This is a genomic window from Brevundimonas intermedia (assembly GCF_004614235.1).
Classification (GTDB): Bacteria; Pseudomonadota; Alphaproteobacteria; order Caulobacterales; family Caulobacteraceae; genus Brevundimonas; species Brevundimonas intermedia_A.
The window spans coordinates 141,531-167,055 of sequence record NZ_SPVH01000006.1; the positions used below are offsets into that span (position 1 = coordinate 141,531).

26 protein-coding genes are annotated in these 25,525 nt (G+C 66.3%); 16 read left to right on the forward strand and 10 right to left on the reverse strand.

What is annotated here, in order from left to right; translation table 11 throughout:
- Positions 1 to 17: 17 nt before the first annotated feature.
- From dnaK to dapB, 3 genes are all read left to right on the forward strand, one after another.
- Complete coding sequence (gene dnaK, locus EGY25_RS07030; protein WP_135194312.1) at positions 18 to 1,925, forward strand: molecular chaperone DnaK; 1,908 nt, start codon at positions 18 to 20, stop codon at positions 1,923 to 1,925.
- Positions 1,926 to 2,098: 173 nt separating this feature from the next.
- The gene (gene dnaJ / locus EGY25_RS07035) at positions 2,099 to 3,301 is read left to right on the forward strand and encodes a molecular chaperone DnaJ (protein WP_135194313.1); all 1,203 of its coding nucleotides are present in this window, start codon (positions 2,099 to 2,101) and stop codon (positions 3,299 to 3,301) included.
- Positions 3,298 to 4,047, forward strand: coding sequence for a 4-hydroxy-tetrahydrodipicolinate reductase (gene dapB / locus EGY25_RS07040; protein ID WP_135194314.1), 750 nt, complete (start codon positions 3,298 to 3,300; stop codon positions 4,045 to 4,047). The genes dnaJ and dapB overlap by 4 nt, the downstream gene beginning before the upstream one ends.
- Positions 4,048 to 4,164: 117 nt before the next feature.
- Here dapB and dnaQ read toward each other — a convergent pair whose 3' ends face one another.
- Genes dnaQ through EGY25_RS07065 form a run of 5 tightly spaced genes read right to left on the reverse strand, consistent with a single transcriptional unit; the run spans position 4,165 to position 7,830 of the window.
- Complete coding sequence (dnaQ, locus tag EGY25_RS07045) at positions 4,165 to 4,887, reverse strand: DNA polymerase III subunit epsilon (protein ID WP_135194315.1); 723 nt, start codon at positions 4,885 to 4,887, stop codon at positions 4,165 to 4,167.
- Between the two features lie 24 nt (positions 4,888 to 4,911).
- Positions 4,912 to 5,544: a dephospho-CoA kinase gene (coaE, locus tag EGY25_RS07050; protein ID WP_135194316.1), complete on the reverse strand. Its 633-nt coding sequence runs from the start codon at positions 5,542 to 5,544 to the stop codon at positions 4,912 to 4,914.
- Complete coding sequence (locus tag EGY25_RS07055) at positions 5,541 to 6,371, reverse strand: shikimate dehydrogenase family protein (protein WP_135194317.1); 831 nt, start codon at positions 6,369 to 6,371, stop codon at positions 5,541 to 5,543. Before EGY25_RS07055 ends, coaE begins: the two co-directional genes overlap by 4 nt.
- Complete coding sequence (locus EGY25_RS07060; protein ID WP_280643927.1) at positions 6,368 to 6,964, reverse strand: Maf family protein; 597 nt, start codon at positions 6,962 to 6,964, stop codon at positions 6,368 to 6,370. Before EGY25_RS07060 ends, EGY25_RS07055 begins: the two co-directional genes overlap by 4 nt.
- Positions 6,961 to 7,830: a pyruvate, water dikinase regulatory protein gene (locus tag EGY25_RS07065; protein WP_135195559.1), complete on the reverse strand. Its 870-nt coding sequence runs from the start codon at positions 7,828 to 7,830 to the stop codon at positions 6,961 to 6,963. Before EGY25_RS07065 ends, EGY25_RS07060 begins: the two co-directional genes overlap by 4 nt.
- A gap of 450 nt (positions 7,831 to 8,280) precedes the next feature.
- Between EGY25_RS07065 and hemE the strand changes: the two genes are divergently transcribed.
- The 11 genes from hemE to EGY25_RS07120 all read left to right on the forward strand — a co-directional run bounded on the left by hemE (position 8,281) and on the right by EGY25_RS07120 (position 18,639).
- Positions 8,281 to 9,339 carry a uroporphyrinogen decarboxylase gene (gene hemE, locus EGY25_RS07070; RefSeq protein ID WP_135194318.1) on the forward strand — a complete coding sequence of 353 codons (1,059 nt, stop codon included), beginning with the start codon at positions 8,281 to 8,283 and terminating at the stop codon, positions 9,337 to 9,339.
- Complete coding sequence (gene hemH / locus EGY25_RS07075) at positions 9,336 to 10,397, forward strand: ferrochelatase (RefSeq protein WP_135194319.1); 1,062 nt, start codon at positions 9,336 to 9,338, stop codon at positions 10,395 to 10,397. Before hemE ends, hemH begins: the two co-directional genes overlap by 4 nt.
- A complete protein-coding gene (locus tag EGY25_RS07080) occupies positions 10,394 to 10,861 on the forward strand; it encodes a CopD family protein (RefSeq protein ID WP_135194320.1) in 468 nt (155 codons plus the stop codon). The genes hemH and EGY25_RS07080 overlap by 4 nt, the downstream gene beginning before the upstream one ends.
- A 203-nt stretch (positions 10,862 to 11,064) precedes the next feature.
- A complete protein-coding gene (rho, locus tag EGY25_RS07085) occupies positions 11,065 to 12,498 on the forward strand; it encodes a transcription termination factor Rho (RefSeq protein WP_135194321.1) in 1,434 nt (477 codons plus the stop codon).
- A 40-nt stretch (positions 12,499 to 12,538) separates the two neighbouring features.
- Positions 12,539 to 12,766, forward strand: coding sequence for a DUF6489 family protein (locus EGY25_RS07090; RefSeq protein WP_135194322.1), 228 nt, complete (start codon positions 12,539 to 12,541; stop codon positions 12,764 to 12,766).
- A 43-nt stretch (positions 12,767 to 12,809) separates the two neighbouring features.
- Positions 12,810 to 14,117: a tRNA uridine-5-carboxymethylaminomethyl(34) synthesis GTPase MnmE gene (mnmE, locus tag EGY25_RS07095; protein ID WP_135194323.1), complete on the forward strand. Its 1,308-nt coding sequence runs from the start codon at positions 12,810 to 12,812 to the stop codon at positions 14,115 to 14,117.
- A gap of 82 nt (positions 14,118 to 14,199) precedes the next feature.
- On the forward strand, positions 14,200 to 16,080 hold the full coding sequence (gene mnmG, locus EGY25_RS07100; RefSeq protein ID WP_135194324.1) for a tRNA uridine-5-carboxymethylaminomethyl(34) synthesis enzyme MnmG: 1,881 nt from the start codon (positions 14,200 to 14,202) through the stop codon (positions 16,078 to 16,080).
- Complete coding sequence (rsmG, locus tag EGY25_RS07105; protein WP_167762508.1) at positions 16,080 to 16,712, forward strand: 16S rRNA (guanine(527)-N(7))-methyltransferase RsmG; 633 nt, start codon at positions 16,080 to 16,082, stop codon at positions 16,710 to 16,712. Before mnmG ends, rsmG begins: the two co-directional genes overlap by 1 nt.
- Complete coding sequence (locus tag EGY25_RS07110; RefSeq protein WP_135194325.1) at positions 16,693 to 17,514, forward strand: ParA family protein; 822 nt, start codon at positions 16,693 to 16,695, stop codon at positions 17,512 to 17,514. Before rsmG ends, EGY25_RS07110 begins: the two co-directional genes overlap by 20 nt.
- A gap of 25 nt (positions 17,515 to 17,539) precedes the next feature.
- Positions 17,540 to 18,430, forward strand: a complete 891-nt coding sequence (locus tag EGY25_RS07115) for a ParB/RepB/Spo0J family partition protein (protein WP_135194326.1) — start codon at positions 17,540 to 17,542, stop codon at positions 18,428 to 18,430.
- A gap of 26 nt (positions 18,431 to 18,456) precedes the next feature.
- Positions 18,457 to 18,639, forward strand: coding sequence for a hypothetical protein (locus EGY25_RS07120; protein WP_135194327.1), 183 nt, complete (start codon positions 18,457 to 18,459; stop codon positions 18,637 to 18,639).
- A gap of 39 nt (positions 18,640 to 18,678) precedes the next feature.
- Here the strand turns inward: EGY25_RS07120 and holA are convergent, their stop codons facing one another.
- From holA to EGY25_RS07140, 4 genes are all read right to left on the reverse strand, one after another.
- Positions 18,679 to 19,731 (reverse strand): DNA polymerase III subunit delta, encoded by a 1,053-nt coding sequence (gene holA / locus EGY25_RS07125; protein ID WP_135194328.1) that lies wholly within the window; start codon positions 19,729 to 19,731, stop codon positions 18,679 to 18,681.
- The gene (lptE, locus tag EGY25_RS07130) at positions 19,728 to 20,207 is read right to left on the reverse strand and encodes an LPS assembly lipoprotein LptE (protein ID WP_135194329.1); all 480 of its coding nucleotides are present in this window, start codon (positions 20,205 to 20,207) and stop codon (positions 19,728 to 19,730) included. The genes holA and lptE overlap by 4 nt, the downstream gene beginning before the upstream one ends.
- Positions 20,207 to 22,756 (reverse strand): leucine--tRNA ligase, encoded by a 2,550-nt coding sequence (gene leuS, locus EGY25_RS07135; RefSeq protein WP_135194330.1) that lies wholly within the window; start codon positions 22,754 to 22,756, stop codon positions 20,207 to 20,209. Before leuS ends, lptE begins: the two co-directional genes overlap by 1 nt.
- Positions 22,757 to 22,915: 159 nt before the next feature.
- Complete coding sequence (locus EGY25_RS07140; protein ID WP_135194331.1) at positions 22,916 to 23,380, reverse strand: DUF3576 domain-containing protein; 465 nt, start codon at positions 23,378 to 23,380, stop codon at positions 22,916 to 22,918.
- 340 nt (positions 23,381 to 23,720) lie between these two features.
- Between EGY25_RS07140 and EGY25_RS07145 the strand changes: the two genes are divergently transcribed.
- Positions 23,721 to 24,125 (forward strand): NtrZ family periplasmic regulatory protein, encoded by a 405-nt coding sequence (locus EGY25_RS07145; protein ID WP_245159386.1) that lies wholly within the window; start codon positions 23,721 to 23,723, stop codon positions 24,123 to 24,125.
- A 15-nt stretch (positions 24,126 to 24,140) separates the two neighbouring features.
- On the opposite strand, the gene EGY25_RS07150 is transcribed toward EGY25_RS07145, so the two are convergent.
- Positions 24,141 to 24,785, reverse strand: coding sequence for a thiamine phosphate synthase (locus EGY25_RS07150; RefSeq protein WP_135194332.1), 645 nt, complete (start codon positions 24,783 to 24,785; stop codon positions 24,141 to 24,143).
- Here EGY25_RS07150 and EGY25_RS07155 point away from each other — a divergent pair.
- A complete protein-coding gene (locus tag EGY25_RS07155) occupies positions 24,784 to 25,482 on the forward strand; it encodes a YggS family pyridoxal phosphate-dependent enzyme (protein WP_135194333.1) in 699 nt (232 codons plus the stop codon). The genes EGY25_RS07150 and EGY25_RS07155 overlap by 2 nt on opposite strands.
- The last annotated feature ends 43 nt before the right edge of the window (positions 25,483 to 25,525 follow it).

The following is a 25,525-nucleotide window of genomic DNA, read 5'->3' on the forward strand; positions in this document are numbered from 1 at the left end:
GAGAGACTGAAGAGCACATGGCCAAGATTATCGGCATCGACCTCGGCACCACCAACTCCTGCGTGGCGGCCATGGACGGCAAGACCCCCAAGGTCATCGAGAACGCCGAGGGCAACCGCACGACCCCGTCGGTCGTGGCGATGCAGGACGGCGCAGAAGTGCTGGTGGGTCAGCCCGCCAAGCGCCAGGCCGTCACCAACCCGTCCAACACCTTCTTCGCGATCAAGCGCTTGATCGGCCGCAGCTTCGATGATCCGGTGGTCGCCAAGGACAAGGGCATGGTGCCCTATGAGATCGTCAAGGGCCCGAACGGCGACGCCTGGGTGCGCGCCTTCGGCAAGGACTATTCCCCCCAGCAGATTTCCGCCTTCATCCTGCAGAAGATGAAGGAATCGGCCGAGGCCTTCCTGGGCGACAAGGTCACCCAGGCGGTCATCACCGTGCCGGCCTATTTCAACGACAGCCAGCGTCAGGCCACCAAGGACGCCGGCAAGATCGCCGGCCTGGAAGTGCTGCGCATCATCAACGAGCCGACTGCGGCGGCCCTGGCCTATGGCCTTGAAAAGAACGACGGTCAGAAGATCGCTGTCTATGACCTGGGCGGCGGCACCTTCGACGTCTCGGTCCTGGAAATCGGCGACGGCGTCTTCGAGGTGAAATCCACCAACGGCGACACATTCCTGGGCGGCGAGGACTTCGACCTGCGCCTGGTCGATTATCTGGCCGACGAGTTCAAGAAGGAGCAGAGCGTCGATCTGCGCCAGGACAAGCTGGCCCTGCAGCGCCTGAAGGAAGAGGCCGAAAAGGCCAAGAAGGAGCTGTCGACCACGACCCAGTACGAGGTCAACCTGCCGTTCATCACCATGAACGCGTCCGGTCCGCTGCACCTGAACATCAAGCTGACGCGCGCCAAGCTGGAATCCCTGGTCGACGACCTGGTCCAGCGCACGATCGAGCCGTGCCGCAAGGCGCTGGCCGATGCCGGCCTGAAGGCGTCGGACATCGACGAAGTCGTGCTGGTCGGCGGCATGACCCGCATGCCCAAGGTCGTGGAAGCCGTGAAGGCCTTCTTCGGCAAGGAGCCGCACAAGGGCGTGAACCCTGACGAGGTCGTGGCCCTGGGCGCCGCCGTTCAGGCCGGCGTGCTGCAAGGCGACGTCAAGGACGTGCTGCTGCTGGACGTGACGCCTCTGACCTTGGGCATCGAGACCCTGGGCGGCGTCTTCACGCCCCTGATCGAGCGCAACACCACGATCCCGACCAAGAAGAGCCAGACCTTCTCGACCGCCGACGACAACCAGTCGGCCGTGACCATCCGGGTCTTCCAGGGCGAGCGTCCGATGGCGTCGGACAACAAGATGCTGGGTCAGTTCGACCTGATGGGCATCCCACCGTCGCCGCGCGGCATGCCGCAGATCGAGGTCGCCTTCGACATCGACGCCAACGGCATCGTCAACGTCTCGGCCAAGGACAAGGCCACCAACAAGGAACAGTCGATCCGCATCCAGGCGAACGGCGGCCTGTCGGACGCCGACATCGACAAGATGGTCAAGGAAGCCGAGGCCAACGCCGCCTCCGACAAGATCCGCAAGGATCTGGTCGAGGCCCAGAACGCCGCCGACAGCCTGATCAACTCGACCGAGAAGGCTCTGGCCGAACACGGCGACAAGGTGGGCGCGGAAGAGAAGACGGCCATCGAGACCGGCCTGGCCGAGCTGAAGACCGCACGCGAAGGCACGGACGCCGAAGACATCCGCGCCAAGACCAACACCCTGGTCCAGGCCTCGATGAAACTGGGCGAGGCCATGTACGCCCAGCAACAGGGCGCAGGCGAAGGTGACGCCGCCCCCGCCGACGACGGCGTGGTCGACGCCGAGTTCGAGGAAGTCTCGGACACGGACGGCGACGACAAGAAGAGCGCTTGATCCGCCACAGTGCGCTGAAATGATACGGCCCCGCTTGTCTTGCGATAGGCGGGGCCTTTTTCTGAAACTTGCATCGTTCGTCCCGGCCCCCATGTCAGCCGGGACACCGTTTTCCTCCGGGGTCTGCAGAGATCCGAGGCGAACGGCAGGGGAAGTATGAGGACGGACGCCCGATGGCGCGTGATTATTACGAGGTTCTTGGCGTCGAACGCACGATCGACGCCCCTGGCCTGAAGGCCGCCTACCGCAAGCTGGCGATGATCCATCACCCCGACCGCAACGGCGGTTCGGAAGAGTCGATGGCCCAGTTCAAGGAAATCTCCGAGGCCTATACGGTCCTGTCGGACGAGCAGAAGCGGGCCGCCTACGACCGGTTCGGCCATGCGGGCGTGAACGGCGGCGCAGGTGGCGGCTTCGGCCAGGGCCAGCAGGGCTTTTCGGACATCAACGACATCTTCTCGCAGGTGTTCGGCGATGCGTTCGGGGACGCGTTCGGCGGCCGTCAGCAGGGCCGGGGACAACAGGGCGGACCGCGTCGCGGCTCGGACCTGCGCTACGATCTGGAGATCACCCTGGAGCAGGCCTACAAGGGCGAGGACGTCGAGATCGACATTCCCTCGACCATGACGTGCGACACCTGCGAGGGATCCGGCGCCAAGCCGGGCACCAAGCCCGTCACCTGCACCACCTGCCAGGGCGCCGGTCGCGTGCGCCAGGCCAACGGCTTCTTCCAGGTCGAGCGCACCTGCCCCCGCTGCCACGGCCAGGGCCAGATGATCGCCGATCCCTGCACGACCTGCCACGGTCACGGCCAGGTCCGCAAGAACCGCACCCTGAACCTCAAGATCCCGGCCGGCGTCGACGACGGCTCGCGCATCCGCCTGTCGGGCGAGGGCGACGCCGGTCAGCGCGGCGGACCGCGCGGGGACCTGTATGTCTTCATCTCCGTGACGCCGCACGACCTGTTCGAACGCGACAATCTGGACCTGCTGGTCACCGTGCCCGTGCCGATGACGGTGGCGGCCCTGGGTGGCGAGATCGATGCGCCCTGCCTGGTGTCGGCCGCCTGCGACGGCAAGTGCAGGGCCGCCGTCACCGTTCCAGCCGGCGCCCAGACCGGCAAGACCGTCCGCATCAAGGGCAAGGGCATGCCCCATCTGAACGGCCGAAACCGGGGCGACCTGGTGGTCGAGCTGTTCGTCGAGACGCCCACCGATCTGACCGCGCGCCAGCGTGAGTTGCTGGAAGAGCTTGCCCTGTCGTTCGGCGAGGGGCAGAACCCTCGCAACTCCAGCTTCGCCGGAAAGGCGAAGCGCTTCTGGGCAGACATCCTGGGCAATCAGGATGCGGACGGATCGAAAGAGAACGCGGTTTGAGCGCAATCTTCCACGCCGGCATTTCCGGCTATCGCGGCCGGATGGGTCGCGCGGTTTCCCAAGTGCTGGATGCACGCGAGGACGTGGTCGTCGCCGCCCGTTTCGACTGGGGCGAGACGGCCGACATCTCGCTGTGCGACGTGATCATCGACTTCTCGACCCCCGACGCCTCGGTCGCGCTGGCGCAGGCGGCGGCGGAACGCGGCGGTCCGGCCCTGGTCATCGGCTCGACCGGCTTCACGGCCGAGCAGGAGGCCGAGCTGATGAAGGCCGCCGAGAAGATCGCCATCGTGAAGAGCGGAAACTTCTCCTTGGGCGTGAACATCCTGATCGGCCTGGTCCAGCACGCCGCCCAGCGTCTGGACGCCCAGGACTGGGACATCGAGATCACCGAGGCCCACCACCGGCGCAAGGTGGATTCGCCGTCAGGCACCGCGCTGATGTTAGGCGAGGCGGCCGCCGAGGGCCGGTTCTCGGACCTGGCGGACCTTCAGTCCAAACCCTATGACGGGGTTCAGGGCGAGCGCGAGAGCGGCAAGATCGGTTTCTCCTCCATCCGCGCCGGGGGCATCATCGGCGAACATACGGTGCTGTTCGCCTCCGAGGACGAGGTCCTGACCCTCAGCCACTCGGCCATTGATCGCAGCCTGTTCGCCAAGGGCGCCGTCGCCGCCGCCGCCTGGGTGCGAACACGCAAGACCGGCCTCTATGACATGCAGGACGTGCTGGGCTTCCGTCAGGCATGATGCCTGGGGCGCTGACGCGCCGCGCTATGTTCGCCCCCGGGTCCGATCTTGATCGGCCCGAGGACAGGCTCTGCGGTCGCTCTCGACTTGAGCGCGAGGAGTTTAGCCTCGTAGAAATCAGGCCGCGTCTTCCTGCGCCGGCAGGCCGTAGGCCTCCCACAGCGAGCGATCCTTCAGCGCCTTGGCCAGGAAGGCGACATGGGCCGCCTGTTCCTCGGGCGTGGAGCGCAGCGCCAACGGGCGCGGACGCTGGCCATAGGCGGCGGTTTCCAGCGCGCCGCCGGGCCCGCGACCGACCGGGCCGGACGACAGGTCCAGCACCCGCTCCTTGCCGCCACGCAGTTCCAGATAGACTTCCGCCAGCAGACGGGCGTCGATCAGGGCGCCGTGCAGCGTGCGCTCGACAAGCGACACCTTGTAGCGTTTGCACAGGGCGTCCAGCGAGTTGGGCATGCCCGGAAACCGGGTCTGGGCCAGTTTCAGCGTGTCGATCCAGCGCGCCTCGCCCGTGATCGGCCGGCCGCACAGCTTGTACTCATGGTCGATGAAGTTGCGGTCAAAGGCCGCGTTGTGCGCGATCATCTGCGCGTCGCCGATGAATTCGATCAGATCGTCGGCGATCTCGGCGAACTTCGGCGCATCCTTGACCTTGTCGTCCGTGATGCCGTGGACCCGGATCGCATCGGGCGGGATCAGCCGCTCGGGATTGACGAAGCGGTGGAAGGTGCGGCCGGTCGGCAGCAGATCCTGAATCTCGATACAGCCGACCTCGATCAGTCGATCGCCCGTCTTGGGGTCGAAGCCGGTGGTCTCGGTATCCAGAACGATTTCGCGCGCCATGTCCCCTTAATGGAGACATTCGCCTCAGTGCGAAAGGCCAGCCGCGCCTTGCCGGGGAGATATCCACGACGGGTCCAGGACGGTTGCGACGATCGCCTCCACATCCGCTCGCGCCGCGTGGAGGCCACGGCCCGTGTCGATCACAAAATCTGCGCGGGCGCGCTTTTCGGCGTCTGGAATCTGACGCGCGAGGATGGCGTCGAACCGTTCGCGCGTCATGCCGGGACGGGCCAGGACGCGCTCGGCCTGGATGGCGGGATCGGCGGTGACGACGACCACGGCGTCGACGGCCTTGTCGCCCCCCGTCTCGAACAGCAGGGGGATGTCGAGGACCGCCAACCCGGTTCCCGCAGCGCGCGCCGCCTCAAGATCCTCCGCCCGGCCTTGGGCGACCAGCGGATGGACGATGGTTTCCAGCCGACGAAAAGCGGTCTCGTCGCGGCCCAGCGCCTCGGCCAGGCGGGTTCTGTCCACGGCGCCATTGACGACCACGCCGGGGAAGGCCTCGCCCACCGGCTCGACCGCCGCGCCGCCAGGGGCATAGAGGCTGTGGACCGCGTCGTCGGCGTTCCAGACGACCGCGCCCAGTTCGGCGAACATGGCCGTCGTCGTCGACTTGCCCATGCCGATGGAGCCGGTGAGACCGAGCAGGATCATGCCGTCTCGCCCAGATGCGCCATCAACAGGGCGCGCAAGTCCAGCGGCGGAGGAGGGCGACGAAACAGGGCCTGGAACGACGGCGCCGCCTGGCCGATCAGCATGGCCAGACCATCCACCGTCGGCAATCCACGCGCCCGCGCCGCTGTCAGGAAGGGGGTGGCCAGCGGCTTGTAGGTCATGTCCATCACCACCGTGCCCGGCGCGATCAATGCGAAGTCGATTTCCGGCGAGACGCTGAGCGCATTGATGATCAGGGCCGCGCCGTCAAACGCCTCCGCCGCCGCCATGACCCGCACGGACGGTCCAAGGTCGTCAGCCAGGGCCTGGGCCCGTTCCGGCGACCGATTGACGATGCGAACCTCCGCCCCGGCCTCGACCAAGGCGCCCGACCCCGCGCGCGCCGCGCCGCCGGCGCCCAGCATGACCACCGGGCGGCCGGCGACGTCCAGATCCGGCGCCTGCTCCTTCAGACCCCGCATCAGTCCGACGCCGTCGGAGCTGTCGGCGGATACGCGGCCGTCGTCGAAGGTCAGGATGTTGGCCGAGGACGTCAGCCGCGCCGCCGCCGTCGCCGTGTCGGCAAGGGCGAAGGCCTGTTCCTTGAAGGGCGCGGTGACGTTCAGGCCCATGATCAGCCCGGCGCGTCCCGCCGCGACCAAGGCCTCGAACCCGGCTGAATCGGCGGGGGCGAAGGGGACATAGGCGCCGTCGATGTCGCCGGCCGCCAGCCAGGCGTTGTGGATCACGGGGCTGAGCGAATGGGCCACCGGATTGCCGGCGATCCCGGCGACCATGGCCGCGCCCGTTATGCGGTGCGTGCTCATGCCGCGATCACTCCCGCCCTCCTAAGCTCCGCCAGCACAGGCCAAAGGGGCAGGCCCAGGACGGTGAAATAGTCCCCGTCCACGGCCTCGAACAACTGCGACCCCAGACCCTCCAGCCGGTAGGAACCGACGCAGGACAGCAGGGCCTGACCCTCCGCCGCCAGATAGGCGTCGAGGAAGGCGTCGGAGAAATCGCGCATCCGCATCTCGACCGTATCGACGCCGGACCAGACGATCTGGCCCTTGGTCGCCAGGGCGGCGCCGGAATGGAGCTGGTGCGACTTGCCGCGCATGGCTTTCAGCCGCTCGCGTACGGCATTCAGCGATTTCGCCTTCGACACCAGGCCGCCATCGAAGGCCAGGGTCTGGTCCGAGCCCAGCACCCAGGCGCTTTCGTCATCGCGCGAGACGGCCAGGGCCTTGGCCTCGGCCAGGCGCACCGCCAGGGCCGCCGCATCCAGATCGCCGGACACGGCCTTGATCGCGTCTTCGTCCACGTTGGCGACCCGCACCTCGAAGGCGACGCCGGCGTTTTCCAGCATGGCGCGACGGGCGGCGCTCTTGGATGCGAGGATGAGACTTTCCGTTTTCACCAGGTCGTCCCGATTTTGTGGTTGCGATGTTCGCTGAGCAGGTTGGTGATCGCGGCCGCCGTCTCTTCGACAGAGCGGCGGGTCACGTCGATGGTGGGCCAGCCGCGCCGTTCGAAGGCGCGCCGCGCCTTGATCGTCTCGTCGCGGACGGCGTCCTGGTCGGTGTAGTTGGACGACTGGTTGGCGTTCAGATTGTCGATGCGGTTGCGGCGGATCTGCACCAATCGGTCCGGCGACACCGTCAGGCCGATCACCAGCGGCTTCTTCAGCTTCGTCAGCCGCTCGCCGTCTTCCTGACCCGGCACCAGGGGCACGTTCGCCGCCCGGATGCCGCGGTGCGCCAGATAGATGCAGGTCGGGGTCTTGGATGTGCGGCTGACGCCGCACAGGACGACATCGGCGCCCTCCAGCTGCTCCAGCGACCCCTGGCCGTCGTCATAGGCCATGGCGAAGTCCAGCGCCGCGATCCGGTTGAAATAGTCGTGGTCAAGCGCGTGCTGAGCGCCGACACGGGTGGACAAGGCGGCGCCGAGATAGCGCGACATGGCGCCGACCAGGGGATCCAAGGCTCCGATCTGAGGCATGTCCAGCCGGCGGCACCCTTCCTCCAGCTGTTCGCGCAGCTCTCGATCCACCAGGGTGTGCAGAACGACGCCCGGCGCGGCCTCCACCTCCTGCAGCACCCGGTCCATCTGCTTGGCCGAGCGGACCAGGGCGTAGATGTGCTCGATGGGGATGACGCCGTCGAAGCGGGCCGTCACCGCCTTGGCCATGGCGTTCAGCGTCTCGCCGGTGGAATCCGACACCAGATGCACATGGAAATAGGTGGCCAGACGGGCCGGTCCCGAAGGTCTCGCTGGGCTCATGGGACTGTCGGTCTCCCTGTTGAAAGTTAGGGGACGGCGTTGGACCGTCGGGGCGCCGTTTTCCTTAGCCCCTCCTCGCCCGGCCCGCGAGCGGGGATGACGGTGGATGGCGGTCCCCATCCGAGGGCGGATCATCCCAAGGCGGAAAACCGGTTTCTCCATCGCTGTGGAAAATCCTAACGAAGGGTTAACGACGCTTAACCGTGCTCACAGGCGCAAGTCCCCGTAAACCCTTGCCTGTTAAGGTTTCGTTAGGGATTGTCCACCGGCGGGATTGTCGCCCATGGCGTCCCCGTTAAGGATGCGCGGGGCGTGGATATCCGCTTTTGTTCCGCCGGCTGTCCAGAAGTCATCCCCGCCATTCCACCGCCCTACCTGCCACTTCGAATCTTTTAATTCTTAATCTGATTAGGGATTGAGAGCGGGGGGCTGTGACCTTAATCGTCCAGCATGACCGATCCGACCCAGAACGCCGATCAGACGCCCTTGATGATCCGGGCTCTCCGAGGAGAGACGTTGGAGCGTCCGCCGGTCTGGTTCATGCGCCAGGCAGGGCGGTATCTGCCCGAATATCGCCGACTGCGGGCCGAAGCGCCCGACTTCATCGCCTTCTGCCTGAACCCCGAGATGGCGGCCGAGGCGACGCTTCAACCGATGCGGCGGTTCGGCTTCGATGCGGCCATCGTCTTCGCCGATATCCTGCTGATCCCTCGCGCCCTGGGCCAGAACGTCTGGTTCGAGACGGGGGAAGGGCCGCGTCTGGGCGAGATGCCCATTCCCGGTCGGATGGCCGAACTGGCTGCGGGAGCGGGCGAACATCTTTCGGCCGTGGGCGAGACCCTGTCGATCGTGCGCGCGGCGCTGGAGCCCGAACGGGCCTTGATCGGGTTCGCCGGCGCGCCCTGGACCGTGGCGACCTATATGCTGGACGGCGAACACCGCACCATCGGCAAGGGCGAACGCGCCCAGGCCCGCACCTATGCTTATGCCGATCCCAAGCGGGTGGACGAGACGCTTGAGGTGCTGGTCGAGGCCACGGCGCGGTATCTGAAGATGCAGGCGGACGCCGGCGCCCAGGTTCTGAAGATCTTCGAGAGCTGGGCGGAGGGCCTGCCGGACGACCTGTTCGAAAGACTGGTCCTGAAGCCCCACCAGGCGCTTGTGAAGCGCACGCGGGAGCTAGGCGTCACCGTGCCCCTGATCGGCTTCCCACGGGGCTCTGCGGCGCTTGCCGAGCGGTATGCGCACGAGGTCGAGGTCGATGCCGTCGCCCTGGACACCGCCTGCCCGCTGGAGGTCGGAAAACGGGTGCAGCAGATCAAGCCGATTCAGGGCGCGCTGGACCCGCTGTTGTTGCGCGCCGGCGGCGACCTGCTGGACCGCCGCGTGGATCAGCTGATGGAGGCCTGGGGGCAGGGGCCGTGGATCTTCAACCTGGGCCATGGCATCCTGCCGGACGTGCCGATCGATCACGTCGAACAGGTTCTGAAACGGATCGGCGCCCAATGACCGAAGCGACCCAAGGCCGCCGCATCGCGGTGGTGCTGTTCAATCTGGGCGGGCCGGACGATCAGGCCTCGGTCAAGCCGTTCCTGTTCAACCTGTTCAACGATCCGGCCATCATCGGCCTGCCGGGGATCGTGCGCACGCCGCTGGCCAAGCTGATTTCAAGCCGACGCGAGACCAGCGCCCAGGCCAACTATGCCCTGATGGGCGGGGGGTCGCCCCTGCTGCCGGAAACCCGCCGTCAGGCCGGGGCGCTGGAGACGGTGCTGAACGCCCGGCTGTCGGGCGACACGGTGCGGGTCTTCATCGCCATGCGCTACTGGAACCCGCTGACCGAGGAGACGGCCGCCGAGGTCGCCGCCTTCGGGCCGGACGAGGTGGTGCTGTTGCCGCTATACCCGCAGTTCTCGACCACGACGACGCAGTCTTCGCTCAAGGCTTGGAACGCCGCCTACAGCGGCTCGGGCGTCAGCCGCGCCGTTTGCTGCTATCCGGCCGCGGCGGGTTGGGTCGAGGCCCAGGCCCAGGCCATAGGCGAGAAGCTGGACGAGGCGGTGGGCCAGCCGGTGCGCGTGCTGTTCTCCGCCCACGGCATCCCCGAGAAGCTCGTGACCGGCAAGGGCGACCCCTATCAGGAGCAGATCGAGACGACGGTCGCCGCCGTGGTCGCGGCAATTGAGGCGCGTCGCGGACCGATCGACCACGCCATCTGCTATCAGAGCCGCGTGGGTCCGATGAAATGGTTGGGCCCCTCGACGCCCGAGGCCATCGAAAAGGCGGCCAGGGACGGGGTGGGCGTGGTCATAACCCCCATCGCCTTCGTCTCCGAACATATCGAGACCCTGGTCGAGCTGGATATCGAATACGGCGAATTGGCCCATGAAAAAGGGTCCAGTCCCTATTTGAGGGCGCCTGCGGTCGGGATCGAACCCCTGTTCATCGACGCCTTGGCCGAGGCGGCGGTCAGCGCACTGTCGCGCACCGGGGTCGCGCCCTTCGGTCAAGGCTGCAAGGCGGACTGGAAGGCCTGTCCGTATCGCAATGGGAGACAGGCGGCATGAATACCTACGACCTGGCGCGCGGCCTGCACATCCTAGCCGTCATCGCCTGGATGGCGGGGTTGCTGTTCCTGCCGCGCCTCTATGCCTATGACGCCGAACAGCAGTCCAAGTCTGAGCCGTTGAAAAGCGAGATGCAGGGCCTGTTGCGTCTGTGGCAGACGCGTGTGCTGCGCATTATCCTAAACCCGGCGATGATCCTGGCCTGGGTGTTCGGCCTGTGGCTGATTCACATTGATGTTTCCGCGCGCGGCCCGGGCTTCCTGGCAGAGCCGTGGATGATCGCCAAACTGTCCGGCGTCTTCCTGCTCAGCGGCTGGCATGGTTTCCTTTCGGCGCAGAGGAAGAAGATCGCGGCGGGCACCTCGAAATATTCCAGCAAGTTCTGGCGCATGACCAATGAGGTTCCCTTCGTCCTGGCCATCATCATGGTGCTGTCGGTGACGACCGAGTGGACGTTCGGTTAAGCGGCTCCGCTTGACCTGACCCGCCGCCTGTGGTTCCGCTGGTGTCGAACCGTTTGGCGTCTGCGTCGGCGGTCCCTCTCTTTTCGCGACGCCCGCCGGTTTGATCAGCGGGAGCCCGTCGCGCCTCCCTCCGGCCTCACGGCCAGACATTTCCAGAGACCTGACGCCGTGCGGTTCCGTGCGCGCGTCCGCGAGCCTGCACCATGACCGACGTCCGCGACACCAATCCTGACACCCCCGAGACCGAAGCCGTCGAGGCGCAAGCCCCGACCCATCACGGCGCCGAGCATGAAGCCGGTGAAGTCGCAGGCGCCGACTCCGGCGTGGACACCACGGCCGACGACGATGACGACGGCGAACCCGTCGTCGCCAACGGCCGCATCACCCTGGCCGAGTTGAACGAGAAGACGCCGGCCGACCTGGTCGCCTTCGCCGAACAGCTGGAGGTCGAGAACGCCTCCAACCTGCGCAAACAGGACCTGCTGTTCGCCATCCTGAAGGCCCTGGCCGACGAGGAAGTCGAGATCATCGCCGACGGGGTGCTGGAAATCCTGCCCGATGGCTTCGGCTTCCTGCGCAGCTCGGACGCCAACTATCTGCCGGGACCGGACGACGTCTATGTGTCGCCGTCGCAGATCCGCCGCTTCGGCCTGCGCTCGGGCGACACCGTCCACGGCGCCGTGCGGGCGCCGCGCGAAGGCGAGCGGTATTTCGCCCTGCTGAAGGTCGATACGATCAATCTCGAAGACCCCGAGATGGTCAAGACCAAGGTCCTGTTCGATAACCTGACGCCCCTCTATCCCGAGGAGCGGCTGAACATGGAGATCCAGGATCCGACGCTGAAGGATCGCTCGGGCCGGGTGATCGACATCGTCGCCCCCCTGGGCAAGGGCCAGCGCTGCCTGATTGTGGCGCCGCCGCGCGTCGGCAAGACGGTGATGTTGCAGAACATCGCCAAGTCGATCGAGAAGAACCATCCCGAGGTCATCCTGATCGTCCTGCTGATCGACGAACGGCCGGAAGAAGTCACCGACATGCAGCGCACCGTGAAGGGCGAGGTCGTGGCCTCGACCTTCGACGAACCGGCGACCCGCCACGTCGCCGTCGCCGAAATGGTGATCGAAAAGGCCAAGCGCCTGGTCGAGCACAAGAAGGACGTGGTGATCCTGCTGGACTCCATCACCCGCCTGGGCCGCGCCTATAACGCCACCGTCCCCTCGTCGGGCAAGGTGCTGACCGGGGGCGTGGACGCCAACGCCCTGCAACGGCCCAAACGCTTCTTCGGCGCCGCGCGCAATGTGGAGCAGGGCGGGTCGCTGACCATCATCGCCACGGCCCTGATCGACACCGGCAGCCGCATGGACGAGGTGATCTTCGAAGAGTTCAAGGGCACCGGCAACTCGGAAATCGTCCTGGACCGCAAGGTCGCCGACAAGCGCATCTTCCCCGCCATCGACGTTCTGAAGTCCGGCACCCGCAAGGAAGACCTGATCACGCCGAAGGATCAGCTGGCCAAGACCTATGTGCTGCGCCGTATCCTGAACCCCATGGGGCCGCAAGACGCGATCGAATTCCTGCTCGACAAGCTGCGTCAATCGAAGAACAACTCGGACTTCTTCCAGTCGATGAACACCTGATCCGTCTTCGGACGTTTCACGTGAAACAGGAGACGGTGCGATGAAGGTCAATGTCGAAGTGGAGTGCACCCCGGCGGAGGCTCGCGCTTTCCTGGGGTTGCCTGACGTGACCCCGCTGAACGAGGCCATGGTCGCCGAGATGCTGAAGCGGATGGAGACCAATGTCGCCGCCATGCAGCCCGAAGAGCTGATGAAGACCTGGACCAGTTTCGGTCTTCAGGCTCAGGACCAGTTTCGCCGTCTGATGGAAGCGGCCGTCAAATCATGACCCGCCTGTCTCCTCCCCCCATCGGGGGAGGGGGAGGATCCCGATGACCGACACCATCTTCGCCCTCGCGACGCCGCCTGGCCGAGGGGCCATCGCCGTCATCCGTCTGTCGGGCCCGGCGGTCGAATCGGCCCTGACGGCGCTTGGCGCGACGAAGCTGAAGCCCCGCGTGGCGGCGGTGCGCGATCTGACCTACGCCGGCGATCACATCGACCAGGCCCTGGTCCTGCGCTTCGTTGCCCCGAGCTCCTACACCGGTGAAGACTCCGCCGAACTGCATCTGCACGGTGGGCGCGCCGTGGTCGAGGCGGCCAGCCGTGCCTTGATCGCGCTCGGCGTTCGTCCGGCCGAACCCGGCGAGTTCACCCGCCGCGCCTTCCAGAACAGCCGCATGGACCTGGCCCAGGCCGAGGCGGTCGCTGATCTGATCGACGCTGAGACCAGCGCCCAGGCCAGGCAGGCCCTGGGACAGTTGGATGGAAAGCTCAGTGAAACCTACGCCGGTTTCCGCCGCGACCTGCTTCACGCCTTGGCTCTGGTCGAGGCGGAGATCGACTTCCCGGACGAAGAGGTGCCGGACAATCTGGCGCGCACCGCCGGGCCGGTGCTGGATCGTCTCGCCGACGATTTGCGCCGTGCCGTCGACACCGGGCGACGAGGCGAGCGGGTGCGGGACGGCTATCGCATCGTCCTGATCGGGGAGACGAACGCCGGCAAGTCGTCGCTGTTCAACGCCCTCGTCGCGCGCGAGGCGGCCATCGTGACGCCGATCGCCGGCACCACCCGTGATGTGCTCGACGCCGATCTGGTGATCGGCGGTTACGCCGTGACCCTGTCCGACACGGCGGGCCTGAGAGAAAGCGACGATCCGGTCGAGGCCGAAGGCGTTCGCCGCGCGCGTCTTCGGGCGGAACAAGCGGACCTTCGCCTGTGGGTTCGCGCACCCGGGGATCCTGACGGGGTGGCGGCTGACTATGCTCGACCGGAGGATTTGGTGGTCGCCAACAAGTCCGATCTTGGAAGCATTCACACCGCAAGCTGTTTGGAGGTTCTGTCGGTCAGCACCGAAAGCGGGCAGGGCTTGCCAGAGCTTCACGACTGGATCGCCGCACGGTTGTCGGCCGATCTGGCGGGGGCTGATTTTCCGGCGGTCACGCGTGAGCGTCACCGGCTTCGGTTGAGCGAGGCGCTGTCGGCGGTAACCGCAGCACGCGTCGCCCTGGATGTTGCGCCGGAAATGGCTGGCGACGATTTGCGGCGGGCGGCAGATGCCTTGGCGCGGGTGACCGGCGCCATCGGGGTAGAAGATATATTGGGTCAGGTCTTTTCGACCTTCTGCATCGGAAAATAGGACGGGCGTTCCACGTGAAACATCGACGGTTCCTCCAAGCCTGAAGGTGGCGAAGTGGAGCCAATTGGACTATGTGCGCGGCATGAGTTCTCCCACCGATCTTCACTTCGACGTCGTCATCATCGGCGGCGGCCACGCCGGCTGTGAGGCCGCAGCCGCGTCTGCACGTGCTGGCGCGCGCACCATCCTGCTGACCCAGAAACTGGAAACCATCGGCGAGATGTCCTGCAACCCGGCCATCGGCGGTCTGGGTAAGGGACATCTGGTGCGCGAGATCGACGCCATGGATGGGATCATGGGGCGTCTTGCCGACGTGTCGGGCATTCAGTTCCGCCTGCTGAACCGGTCGAAGGGCGCGGCCGTGCGTGGCCCTCGCAGCCAGATCGACCGGCGTCTGTATCGCGAAGCCATGCAGGCCGAACTGAAGGCGACGCCAAACCTGACCCTGATGGCGGGCACGGCCGAGAGCCTGATCCTCGACGGAGACCGTGTGGTCGGGGTGACGACGGGAGCCGGAGAGACAGTGCGGGCCGGGGCCGTTGTCCTGACGACGGGCACCTTCCTGAACGGCGTTATTCATCGTGGCGACGAGAGGATTCCTGCCGGTCGCCACGGCGAGGACCCGTCCACCGGTCTGGCTGCCGATCTGCATGCCGCGGATCTGATGATGGGACGGTTGAAAACCGGAACGCCCGCACGGCTGGATGGTCGAACCATCGCCTGGGATCGGTTGGAGATGCAGCAGGCGGACGAGAGCCCGTCGGCCTTCTCCTTCCTGACCGACAAGATCACTGTTCCCCAGATCGCCTGCGGCGTGACCCACACCACCGAAGAGACCCATCGGATCATCGCCGAGAACCTCGGCGAGAGCGCCGTCTATGGTGGCAAGCTGTCGGGGAGGGGGCCGCGCTATTGCCCGTCGATCGAGGACAAGGTGGTGCGGTTCGCCGACAAGACCAGCCACCAGATCTTTCTCGAACCCGAGGGCCTGGATGATCCGACCGTCTATCCGAACGGGATCTCGACATCGGTCTCCGAACCGACCCAGCTGGCCTTCCTGCGCACCATCCCCGGTCTCGAAACCGTTGAGGTGTTCCGCTACGGCTATGCCATAGAATACGACTATGTCGATCCGCGCGAGCTGAGCCCGGCTCTGGAGGTCAAGAAGCGGCCAGGTCTCTATCTGGCCGGCCAGATTAACGGCACGACCGGATATGAGGAGGCCGCCGCCCAGGGGCTGATGGCGGGGCTGAACGCGGCCCGTGCTGTGGCTGGACAAGAGGCGGTCGTCCTGGGAAGGGACCAGGCCTATATCGGCGTGATGATCGATGATCTGGTGACACGAGGCGTGACCGAGCCCTATCGCATGTTCACCAGTCGGGCGGAGTATCGTCTGACCTTGCGCTCGGACAACGCCGATCAGCGCCTGACTCCGTTGGCCGTGGAGCTGGGAATCGTAGGCGACAGGCGTCGGATGCGGTTCGAAGCCAAGGCGGCGGAGCAGGCCAAGGCAAGCGCCGTTTCACGTGAAACACTGTTCACACCCAACGAAGCGAGAGCCCTGGGCATCGCCGTGAATGCGGATGGGCGTCGTCGGTCGATGCGTGAACTTCTGGCCTTCCCCGATGTCACACTGGATCACTTCATTGCCGCTTGTCCGTCCATCGCGGACTGGAGCGCCGAAGTTCGCGAGCAGGTGGAGATCGACGCGGGATACGCCAACTACCTTGACCGGCAAGCACTGGACGCTGAGGCCTTGCGGACGGAGGAGGGGATGATCCTGCCCCCCGATCTCGACTATGCGGCCATCGGGGGGTTGTCGAACGAGGTGAAGGAGAAGCTGGCGCGGGTCCAGCCTCGCACCCTGGGTCAGGCCGGACGGATCGAGGGTATGACGCCCGGCGGCCTGACGGCCCTTCTGGCCCATGCGAAGAAGTCGCCCAAAGCCTCGGTCGCCGCCTGATGCTCGAAACGGAGAAGGCAGCGTTTCAGGTCAAGGCCGGGGTGACGCCGCAGCAGATGGCGGACCTTGAGGCTTTTCGTATTCGTCTCGGCGACGCCAATTTAGTGATGAACTTGGTCGGTCCCGACAGCCTGCCGGACTTCTGGAACCGACATGTCTGGGACAGTGCGCAGTTGCTGAACCATGCACCCGAGGCGCGGACTTGGGCCGATCTGGGGGCCGGCGCCGGGTTTCCGGGCGTGGTGTTGGCGATCCTGATGAAGGGGCGGGAAGGCGCGCATGTTTGGCTGATCGACAGTCTGGGCAAGCGGTGCCGCTTCCTGCAGGAGATAGTGGATGCGCTCGATCTGCCGGCGACCGTCATCATCGGCCGGGCTGAGGAGCAGGAGGTCACGTGCGACATCGTCACCGCGCGAGCCGTGGCGCCGATGGAGAAACTGTTGGGTTATGCACAGCCCTACTTCCAAAGGGGTGCACAAGGTCTGTTCCTCAAGGGGGAGAGGGCCGAATCCGAGTTGATCGAGGCGCGTAAATCCTGGCATTTCGAAGCTGAACTGGCCCCGTCGCAAAGCGACGTGCGCGGCCGTATCGTGACAATCCGGAGTCTCCGACGTGCCCGCACAAAGCGCTAGAAAGAGACCTGCCCGCGTCCTCGCGGTGTCGAACCAGAAGGGCGGGGTGGGCAAGACCACGACGGCCATCAACCTGGGCACCGCCCTGGCCGCCATTGGCGAGCGCGTGCTGATCGTGGACATGGATCCGCAGGGGAATGCCTCCACCGGCCTGGGTGTTCCACGTGAAACACGCCGGGTCACCATCTATGATGTGGTCGTGGATCAGCGCTCCGTCGACGATGCAGCGGTCCAGACGACGGTTCCCGGTCTTTGGATCGTGCCGGCCGACGCCGACATGTCGGGGGTGGAGATCGAGCTAAGCCAGGCCGACCGCCGGTCCTATCGGCTGCGCGACGCCTTGCGGGCGCATGACGACGGCCCTACCGCGTATGACTACGTCCTGATCGACTGCCCGCCGTCCCTGAACCTGCTGACGTTGAATGCGATGGCGGCGGCGGATGCGGTGCTGGTGCCCCTGCAGTGCGAGTTCTTCGCGCTGGAGGGCCTTAGCCAGTTGATGCGGACCATCGACATGGTCAAGCACAGCCTCAATCCGTCGCTGGAAATCCAGGGTCTGGTTCTGACCATGTATGATCGCCGCAGCGCCCTGTCGGGGCAGGTGGCCAATGACGTGCGCGCCCACTTCGGCGACAAGGTCTATGAGAGCGTCATCCCCCGCAACGTCCGCGTCGCCGAGGCGCCGTCGTTCGGCAAGCCGGCCTTGATCTATGATCTGAAATGCGCCGGCAGCCAGGCCTATCTGCGTCTGGCCAAGGAAGTGGTGAAGCGCGAACGCCAGCGCCTGAAGCTGGCCGCCTGAGTTTTATTGGAAACGGAACAGTATCTTGGCTGAACGACAAAGAGGTCTGGGCCGCGGCCTGTCGGCATTGATGGGGCAGGACGCCGAGGCGCCGGTGGCGTCTGACGCGCCGGCGCCCGCCGGCGTGCAGCGCGTGCCGATCGAGAGCCTGAAGCCTAACCCCGATCAGCCGCGCAAGACCTTCCGCCAGGAGGATCTGGAGGAACTGACCGCCTCGATCCGCGACAAGGGCGTGCTGCAGCCGATCCTGGTGCGGACCCATCCGGGCGAGGACGGCGTCTGGCAGATCATCGCCGGCGAACGCCGCTGGCGCGCCTCCCAGGCCGCGCGCCTGACCGAGGTGCCGATCGTCATCCACGAAATGGACGACGTGGAGGTGTTCGAGGTCGCCATCGTCGAGAACGTGCAGCGCGCCGACCTGAACCCGCTGGAGGAGGCGGAGGCTTACCGCGTCCTGATGGAGCGGTTCGGCCGGACCCAGGATGCGGTGGCGGGCGTCGTCGGCAAGAGCCGCAGTCACGTGGCCAACACCATGCGCCTGCTGCAACTACCCGAGCGGGTGCTGTTCTATGTGCGCGAGGGCAAGCTGTCGGCCGGTCATGCGCGGGCTCTGATCAATACGCCGGATCCAGGCCAGCTGGCGGACATCGCCTTCGTCGATGGCCTGAGCGTGCGCGAGACCGAGGCCTTGGCCCGTCGCGCGGTCGAGGGCCCAAAGCCGGTCAAGGCCAGGTCTGCATCCGCGTCTTCGGGCGGAGAGGGGGCGGCCGATGTCGTCGCGCTTCAACAGGATCTGGCCGACGCCCTGGGCCTGAAGGTCCAGTTGGCGGACAAGGGCGGCAAGGGCGACCTGACCATCCGCTACGGCTCGCTGGAGCAGCTGGACGATCTGTGTCGTCGTTTGATGCGGGGTTGAACGGCCGGATGTGCTAGGATTGGCGCATGACCGAAGACAACACACCGACCGCCGCCGAAAAGCTGAAACAGGCGCTCGCCGCCAAGAAGGCCAAGGCGGGCCACGGCTTCAACGCCCAGGCCGGCGCCAAGGCTGAAGAGAAGAGCGTTTCCGCGCGCAACGTCGCCATGGCGCAGCCGGCGTTCCGCAAAGCGTCGAAGCGAGGGTGATGATTTCTCCTCCCCACTCGTGGGGAGGAGAAAACGGGTTCAGAGCCCGAGCCGTCGCGCTCGTCCGGCGATTTCCAGAAGCAGGCGTTCGGCGATCAGTTGATCGGGCATGCCCGTGGTCTTGGTGGCCACGTCGGCGGTGTTGATGCTGTCCAGCACCTCGTCCAGCGCTTCGAGCCGCCAAGACCGCGCTTGGCGCAGCATTTCAGCCTCCTGTTTCCAGAAGACGCCGGCGGCCTTTGCCGCTTCCTTGGCGTTTGCGCCGTTGGCTTGCAAGATATTGATCCGGCGCAGTTTTCCCAGATGCATCGCGGCCGAGCGGACGGCCAGAACCGAGGATTCGCCCTCGGCGAAGGCGCGTCTCAGACCCGCTTGCGCCGGGCCAGGCCGGGCGCCGAAGGCTTGTAGCGCGGCGTCGGACAGGGAAGCGTCCGGCTCGACACCTAGATGATGCTCCAGCGCGTCCATATCCAGCGTCTTGCCGGAGCCTGGGCCGATGAACAGGGCCAGACGCTCGATCTCCTGACGCATCAAACCCCGCTCGCGCGGCAGTCGGGCGACGAAACGGTCCAGGGCGTCGGAGGTCAGGCCGACCTTGTCGGCGGCCAGGGCCTCGCGGACCATGCGGGCGACATCGCCGGTCTCGTCCTCGTAGCAGACGATGCCGACGGCGCCGTTTTCCTTCTCGGCCGCCTTTCGCAGGGCGGACTCGCGACCCAGCTGATCGGCCTCGACAACCATCATGGCGTCGGGGTTGTAGCCGCCCTCGGCATGAATCTTGAGCGCGGCGGCGACGGCCTTGTCGACGCCGGGCTTCAGCGTGGACAGACGGATCCGCACCAGGCGACGGCCGCCCATCAGGGACATGGCCGTCAGGGCCTCTTCCAGCTTCGTCTCATCGCCGTCGATGTCGCTGTCGGTCAGGACGGTGACGTTGAAGGGGTCGTTCAGGTCGGGTGTGACCGTCCGGCACAGCACCTCGGCCCGCTCGGCGACGCCGGATCTGTCCTTGCCGTGGATCACCGCCGCCCGGATCGCCGGATCGGGCGCCTTCAGAAAGCGATCGATCTCGGGGCGTTTGGCCAGGATCACGGGTTCGACAGCGCCTGCATGAGGTCGAGGCGGATCAGCCGGGCCAGTTCGGAAGCGGCGCGCTCCTCGCCGTCCTGCTGGGCGGCGATCGCGGCATAGGGCTGGTCGGCGGCGGCGTAGGTTGTCGTGACCGTCTCGGTCCCACTGACGGGCGTTCCGCCGGCGGCGGGGGTCAGGGTCCAGGTCGCCTTGACCGTCAGTTCGTAGCGGGTGGCGGTGTCGTCGATCCGGCGGCCCAGCGAGCGGCGGTTCTGCTCGACCTGGGTCGTCAGGCGATAAAGGGGCGTGGAGGACCGATCCCAGGCCAGGGCGTCCTCCAGCTGTTCGCGCAGGCGATAGCCCAGCCTGTCATCCTGTGTCGTGACGGCGATGCGACGTAGGGACGATCCCACGGCCGGTTCGGCGTACATGGGAGTGAAGCCGCAGGCGGACACCGCCAGGGCGGACAGGACCGCGAAGGTCGCCGCGATACGCATCAGCCGGCCACCAGATTGACGATGCGGTCCTTGACCACGACGATCTTCTTCACGCTCAGACCCTCCAGCCGCGCCTGCACGGTCTCGTCGGCCAGAACGATGGCCTCGACCTCGGCGGGCTCCATGCCGCGCGGCACGCGGATTTCCGCGCGACGTTTGCCGTTGATCTGGATGGGCAGGACCACCTCGTCGTCGGCCGCTAGCGCAGCGTCCCACACGGGCCACGGCGCGTCCAGAACCATCCCGTCTTCACCCAGCCGCGTCCAGGCTTCCTCGGCCAGGTGCGGGGTGAAGGGGGCGATCAGGCGGGCCAGGGCCGACAGGGCCTGACGCTTGGCGTCGCCGCCGGCCTGGGCGTTGTCGCGGATGGTGGCGACGAAGGCGTAGAGCTTTGCAATGGCCGAGTTGAAGCGGAAGCCCTCGACCCCTTCGGACACGGCCTTGATGGCCTTGTGCGTCTCGCGCAGCAGGTCGGCGTTGGCCTTGTCCTCACCGGGGAAGGCGGGATCGTACGCATCAAACAGGGTCCAGGCGCGCTGGACGAAGCGGCTGGCGCCCTCGACGCCGCCGGGGGTCCATTGCACGTCGCGCTCAGGCGGGCTGTCGGACAGGACGAATAGGCGACCGGCGTCCACGCCGTGCGATTCCAGGATTTCGGCCGGGGCGACAACGTTCTTCTTGGACTTGGACATCTTCTCGATGTCGCCAATGATCAGGGTCTCGCCGGTCGACAGCTGGCGCGCCGAACGGACGCCATTGTCATTGCTCAGGTCCACGTCGGTCGGCTCGACCCAGGCGCCGTCGGCGCGGCGATAGGTCTCGTGGACCACCATCCCTTGGGTGAACAGGCCGGCGAACGGCTCCTTCACCGACAACATGCCGGCGTCGGACAGTGCGCGCGTGATGAAGCGGGCGTAGAGCAGGTGCAGGACCGCGTGTTCGACGCCGCCGATATACTGATCCACCGCCAGCCAGCGGTCGGCGGCCGCCTTGTCAATCGGCGCCTCGGCCGTCGGATCGGTGAAACGCGCGAAATACCAGCTGGAGTCGACGAAGGTGTCGAGCGTGTCGGTCTCGCGCGTGGCGTCCGCGCCGCACGACGGGCATTTGACGTGTTTCCAGGTCGCGTGGCGATCCAGCGGATTGCCAGGCACGTCGAAGGTCACGTCGTCGGGCAGGACGACCGGCAGCTGATCGGCGGGAACCTCCACTGGCCCACAGGACGGGCAGTGGATGATCGGGATCGGGCAACCCCAATAGCGCTGGCGCGAAACGCCCCAGTCGCGCAGGCGATAGATGGTCGCGCCCTGGCCCGCACCCGCCGCCTCGACGCGGCGGATGGCCTCGGCCTTGGCGGTTTCGATGTCCAGGCCGTTCAGGAAGTCGGAATGGAAGATGGAGCCGGGACCGGTATAGGCCTCGTCGCCAACCGCGAAGTCATCGCCGGCGCCTTCGGGACGGACCACCGGGATCACCGGCAGGTCGTATTTACGGGCGAAGTCCAGGTCGCGCTGGTCATGGGCCGGGCAGGCGAAGATGGCGCCCGTGCCGTATTCCGACAGGATGAAGTTGGCGATCCAGACCGGAACCTCGGCGCCGGTGAAGGGATGGACGGCCTTCAAGCCTGTGTCCCAGCCGATCTTCTCGGCCTGGTCGATATCGGCCTGGGACGTGCCGCCCGCGCGGCATTTGGCGACGAAGTCGGCGACCGCCGGATCGGCCTCAGCCAGCAGTTTCGAGATCGGGTGGTCGGGCGCCAGGCCCAGGAAGCTGGCGCCGAACAGGGTGTCGGGCCGGGTGGTGTAGATTTCGACGCCGGATTCGTAACCAGCGGGAGCCTGGCCGGCGAAGGCCCAGGTCATCTGCAGACCCTTGGACCGACCGATCCAGTTCTCCTGCATCAGCCGGACCTTCTCGGGCCAGCGGTCCAGGGTCTTCAGACCATCGATCAGATCATCTGCATAGTCGGTGATGCGCAGGAACCACTGGTTCAGCTTGCGCTTCTCGACCACCGCGCCCGAGCGCCAGCCCCGTCCGTCGATGACCTGTTCATTGGCCAGGACGGTGTTGTCGACCGGATCCCAGTTGACGACCCCGTCCTTGCGATAGACCAGACCGCGCCGATACAGCTCCAGGAACCAGGCCTGCTGCTTGCCGTAGTATTCCGGGTCGCAGGTGGCGAACTCGCGCGACCAGTCCAGCGACAGGCCCAGCAGCTTCAGCTGTTCGCGCATCGTCGCGATGTTGGAATAGGTCCAGCCCTTCGGGTGGATGCCGCGCTCCATGGCCGCGTTCTCGGCCGGCATGCCGAAGGCGTCCCAGCCCATCGGGTGCAGAACGTCGTACCCTTGCGCGCGCTTTGACCGCGCCACCACGTCGCCCATCACATAGTTTCGGGCGTGACCCATGTGGATGGCGCCCGACGGATAGGGGAACATCTCTAGCACATAGTATTTCGGACGGCCGGTATCCTTCGTCACGAAGGCGGAGGCCTCGGCCCAGCGGGCCTGTTGGCGAGGTTCGGCGGTCTTGGGTTCGTAACGGGCCACGGTCGTCCTGAAAGTCAGAAGGGCGCTGACGCCCTCCAGACTGAACTAGCCCGAAGGACGACAGCGCCCAAGAAGTAATGCGTCCCACAAACTCTTGGGCGCGTCGCGCTCAAGTAGCCCGAAGGGCGATAGCGCCTACAAAGAACCTAATGCGGGCGATCAGCCAGCATTAGACAGGTTCAGCTGGCGCGCCTTGGTCAGGATGGCGTTTTCCAGATCGGCCTCGGTCTGGGCGGCGACCGGGGCGGCGGTCCATTGCCCATCGGCGCCCTTTACTTCCTTGGTCACCGTGACGTTCAGCGCGTCGGCGCGCAGACGGGTGTCCAGGATGAAGACGGTCGCCTTGAAGCGCTCGTTCGGCGTCTGGGGGTTGATGTACCAGTCGTAGTTGATGACGCCGCCCCACGGATCGGCGGTCAGCAGCGGCATGAAGCTGAGGGTGTCGAGCGAGGCGCGCCACAGGAAGGCGTTGACGCCGATGCCCTGTTGCACGTTCGTCTTGGGCGCAGACTTCTCGCCGCCGACGAAGGGAATGCTTGAGCAGGCCGACAGCGACGCGCCAAGGGCCACGCCCGAGACCAGGACGACCGCGACGTTCCGAACCAGGGCCTTGTTGAGGCTCATCAAGAGAAGTCTCCGTAAACTCAGGGACGCGCGGGCCTCGCCCACACGCGCGCACGGCCAAGGAAGAATGCCGACTGCGGGGTTCTATAACACGGTGAAAAGGGGCGATGACAAGGCGAAGTCTGCGGCGGTCGCATCCGGCGTCGCGCTGTTTTGCGACAGGACCATGTCATCCAGCGGGATTCCGTCCAAATCCCGTGACGCTTGAGACACATGCATCGACAACAATGCGCGGGAACCTTGTTATCGAGCGGTCATTCCGTTGACCGCGAGGACACCCGGTGTCTAATCGCCTCGCTCACGACCATATAAGGTCGGTTCAGGGTTGAAACGCCGCGTCATGGCGGGGTTCGAAGGATTTGGTATGCGGTTCGGTGGTTTTCTGGCTGTGATGATGGCGACGACGGCGATGGCCGCGTCGACGTCGGCGCTTGCCCAGAGCACGTCCACAGTCTCGCTGTCGGAGGCCCAGGCCGCCCAGCGCAACGCCCCCGCTCCCCAACGTCGGGGTCTGCGCCTGAACGACAACGGTCGCTGGGGCCTGGACTTCAATCTGAACCAGCCCGTCGGTCGCGAGACCGATTGGGGCGATGTCGAAGCGGGCGCCTATTACCGTCTGAACGACCGCCTGCGCGTCGGCGCCGCCGCCGCCGTGGGCGCACCCGAGGCCGATCCGGCCCGTGCGCCAGAAACCAATGGCCGCGCCCAGCCGCGCGTGCGCCTGGAAACGATCTTCAAGTTCTGATTTCGACCCGGTCTGTCAGCGGAACGCCGACTGGATCGCGTCGATCGCCGCCAGACCGCAGGCCCCTGTGGCTTGGAGGCGTGCTGCGTTGGCGGCCTTGATCCCGCCCAAGGCATAGACGGGCAGGGGAACGCTCTGCGCTCTTTCCTGAAACGCCACGAGACCCAACGATGGCTTGTCGGCCGAGGCGCCGCCGGCGGGGAAGACCGGTGACAGGATCAGGGCGTCGAGCGCCTGGATCGATGTGGGCCCGCCATGCCAGGCTGCGGTAATCATCCAGCGAGGGTGCGCCGCCCGGATCGCGGGCGCGCTGTGGGCCTCGCGCTCAGGCAAGTGGACGCCGTCGGCGACGAGGGTCTGAGCCAGATCCGCGTCCAGCCCAACCAGCAGGGTCACGCCGCGATCTGTCGTCGCCTCGCGCAGACGACGGCCGGTTTCGACCGCGTCGGTCGCGCCGAACGCCCGATAGACCACCGCCGATCCGGTCGGCAGGCGGAACGCCGTCTCCCATGGGCGGGGCGTGCGATCCGGGTCGGTGAAGAACAGCAGCGGCGGCAGGCCGGCGACCTGCGGGCTGACAGCGGCGGCGGCGCGGTTTAGAGCGGTGGCCGCATCCCAGAGCGCGCGTGCATCGTCGCTGTAACCGGCCGGCAGGATCATGACCCCTTCTTCCTCCGCTTTACCTCCGTCGTCCATCGCCGAAAGGGTCACCGCCGTCCGCGCCCGCATCGACGCCGCCTGCCGCGCGGCCGGTCGCGATCCGGGCGACGTGACGCTGACAGCCGTATCAAAGACCCAGCCGCCCGAGGCCATCGACGCGATCCTGGGAACAGGCCAGCGAATCTTTGGCGAGAATCGGGTGCAGGAGGCTCAGGGGCGATGGACGGAACGCCGCGCGACGTCGCCGGACCTGGAACTTCGGTTGATCGGGCCGTTGCAAACGAATAAGGGCGAGGACGCCGTCGACCTGTTCGACGTGATCGAGACGCTGGATCGGGAGAAGCTGGCCCGCGCCCTGGCGCAGGCGGCCGAGAAACGCGGCCGATCGCCGCGCGTGCTGGTTCAGGTCAATACCGGCGCGGAGCCTCAGAAGGCCGGCGTCTTGCCCGATGCGGCCGACTCCCTGATCGTGGCCGCGCGCGAGACCTATGGGCTGACGGTCGACGGTTTGATGTGCATTCCCCCGGCGGATCAGGACGCAGAGCCGCATTTCAAGATGTTGCGCCATCTGGCTGATCGGAATGGCCTGTCGGTCCTGTCGATGGGGATGAGCGGCGACTATGAGACCGCGATCCGGTGCGGCGCGACCCATGTGCGGGTCGGAACCGCGTTGTTCGGGGAACGAAATCGACCTTAAAGCCCCTCTAGCTCGTAACCCGATGTGAATTCGCACCCCCAAG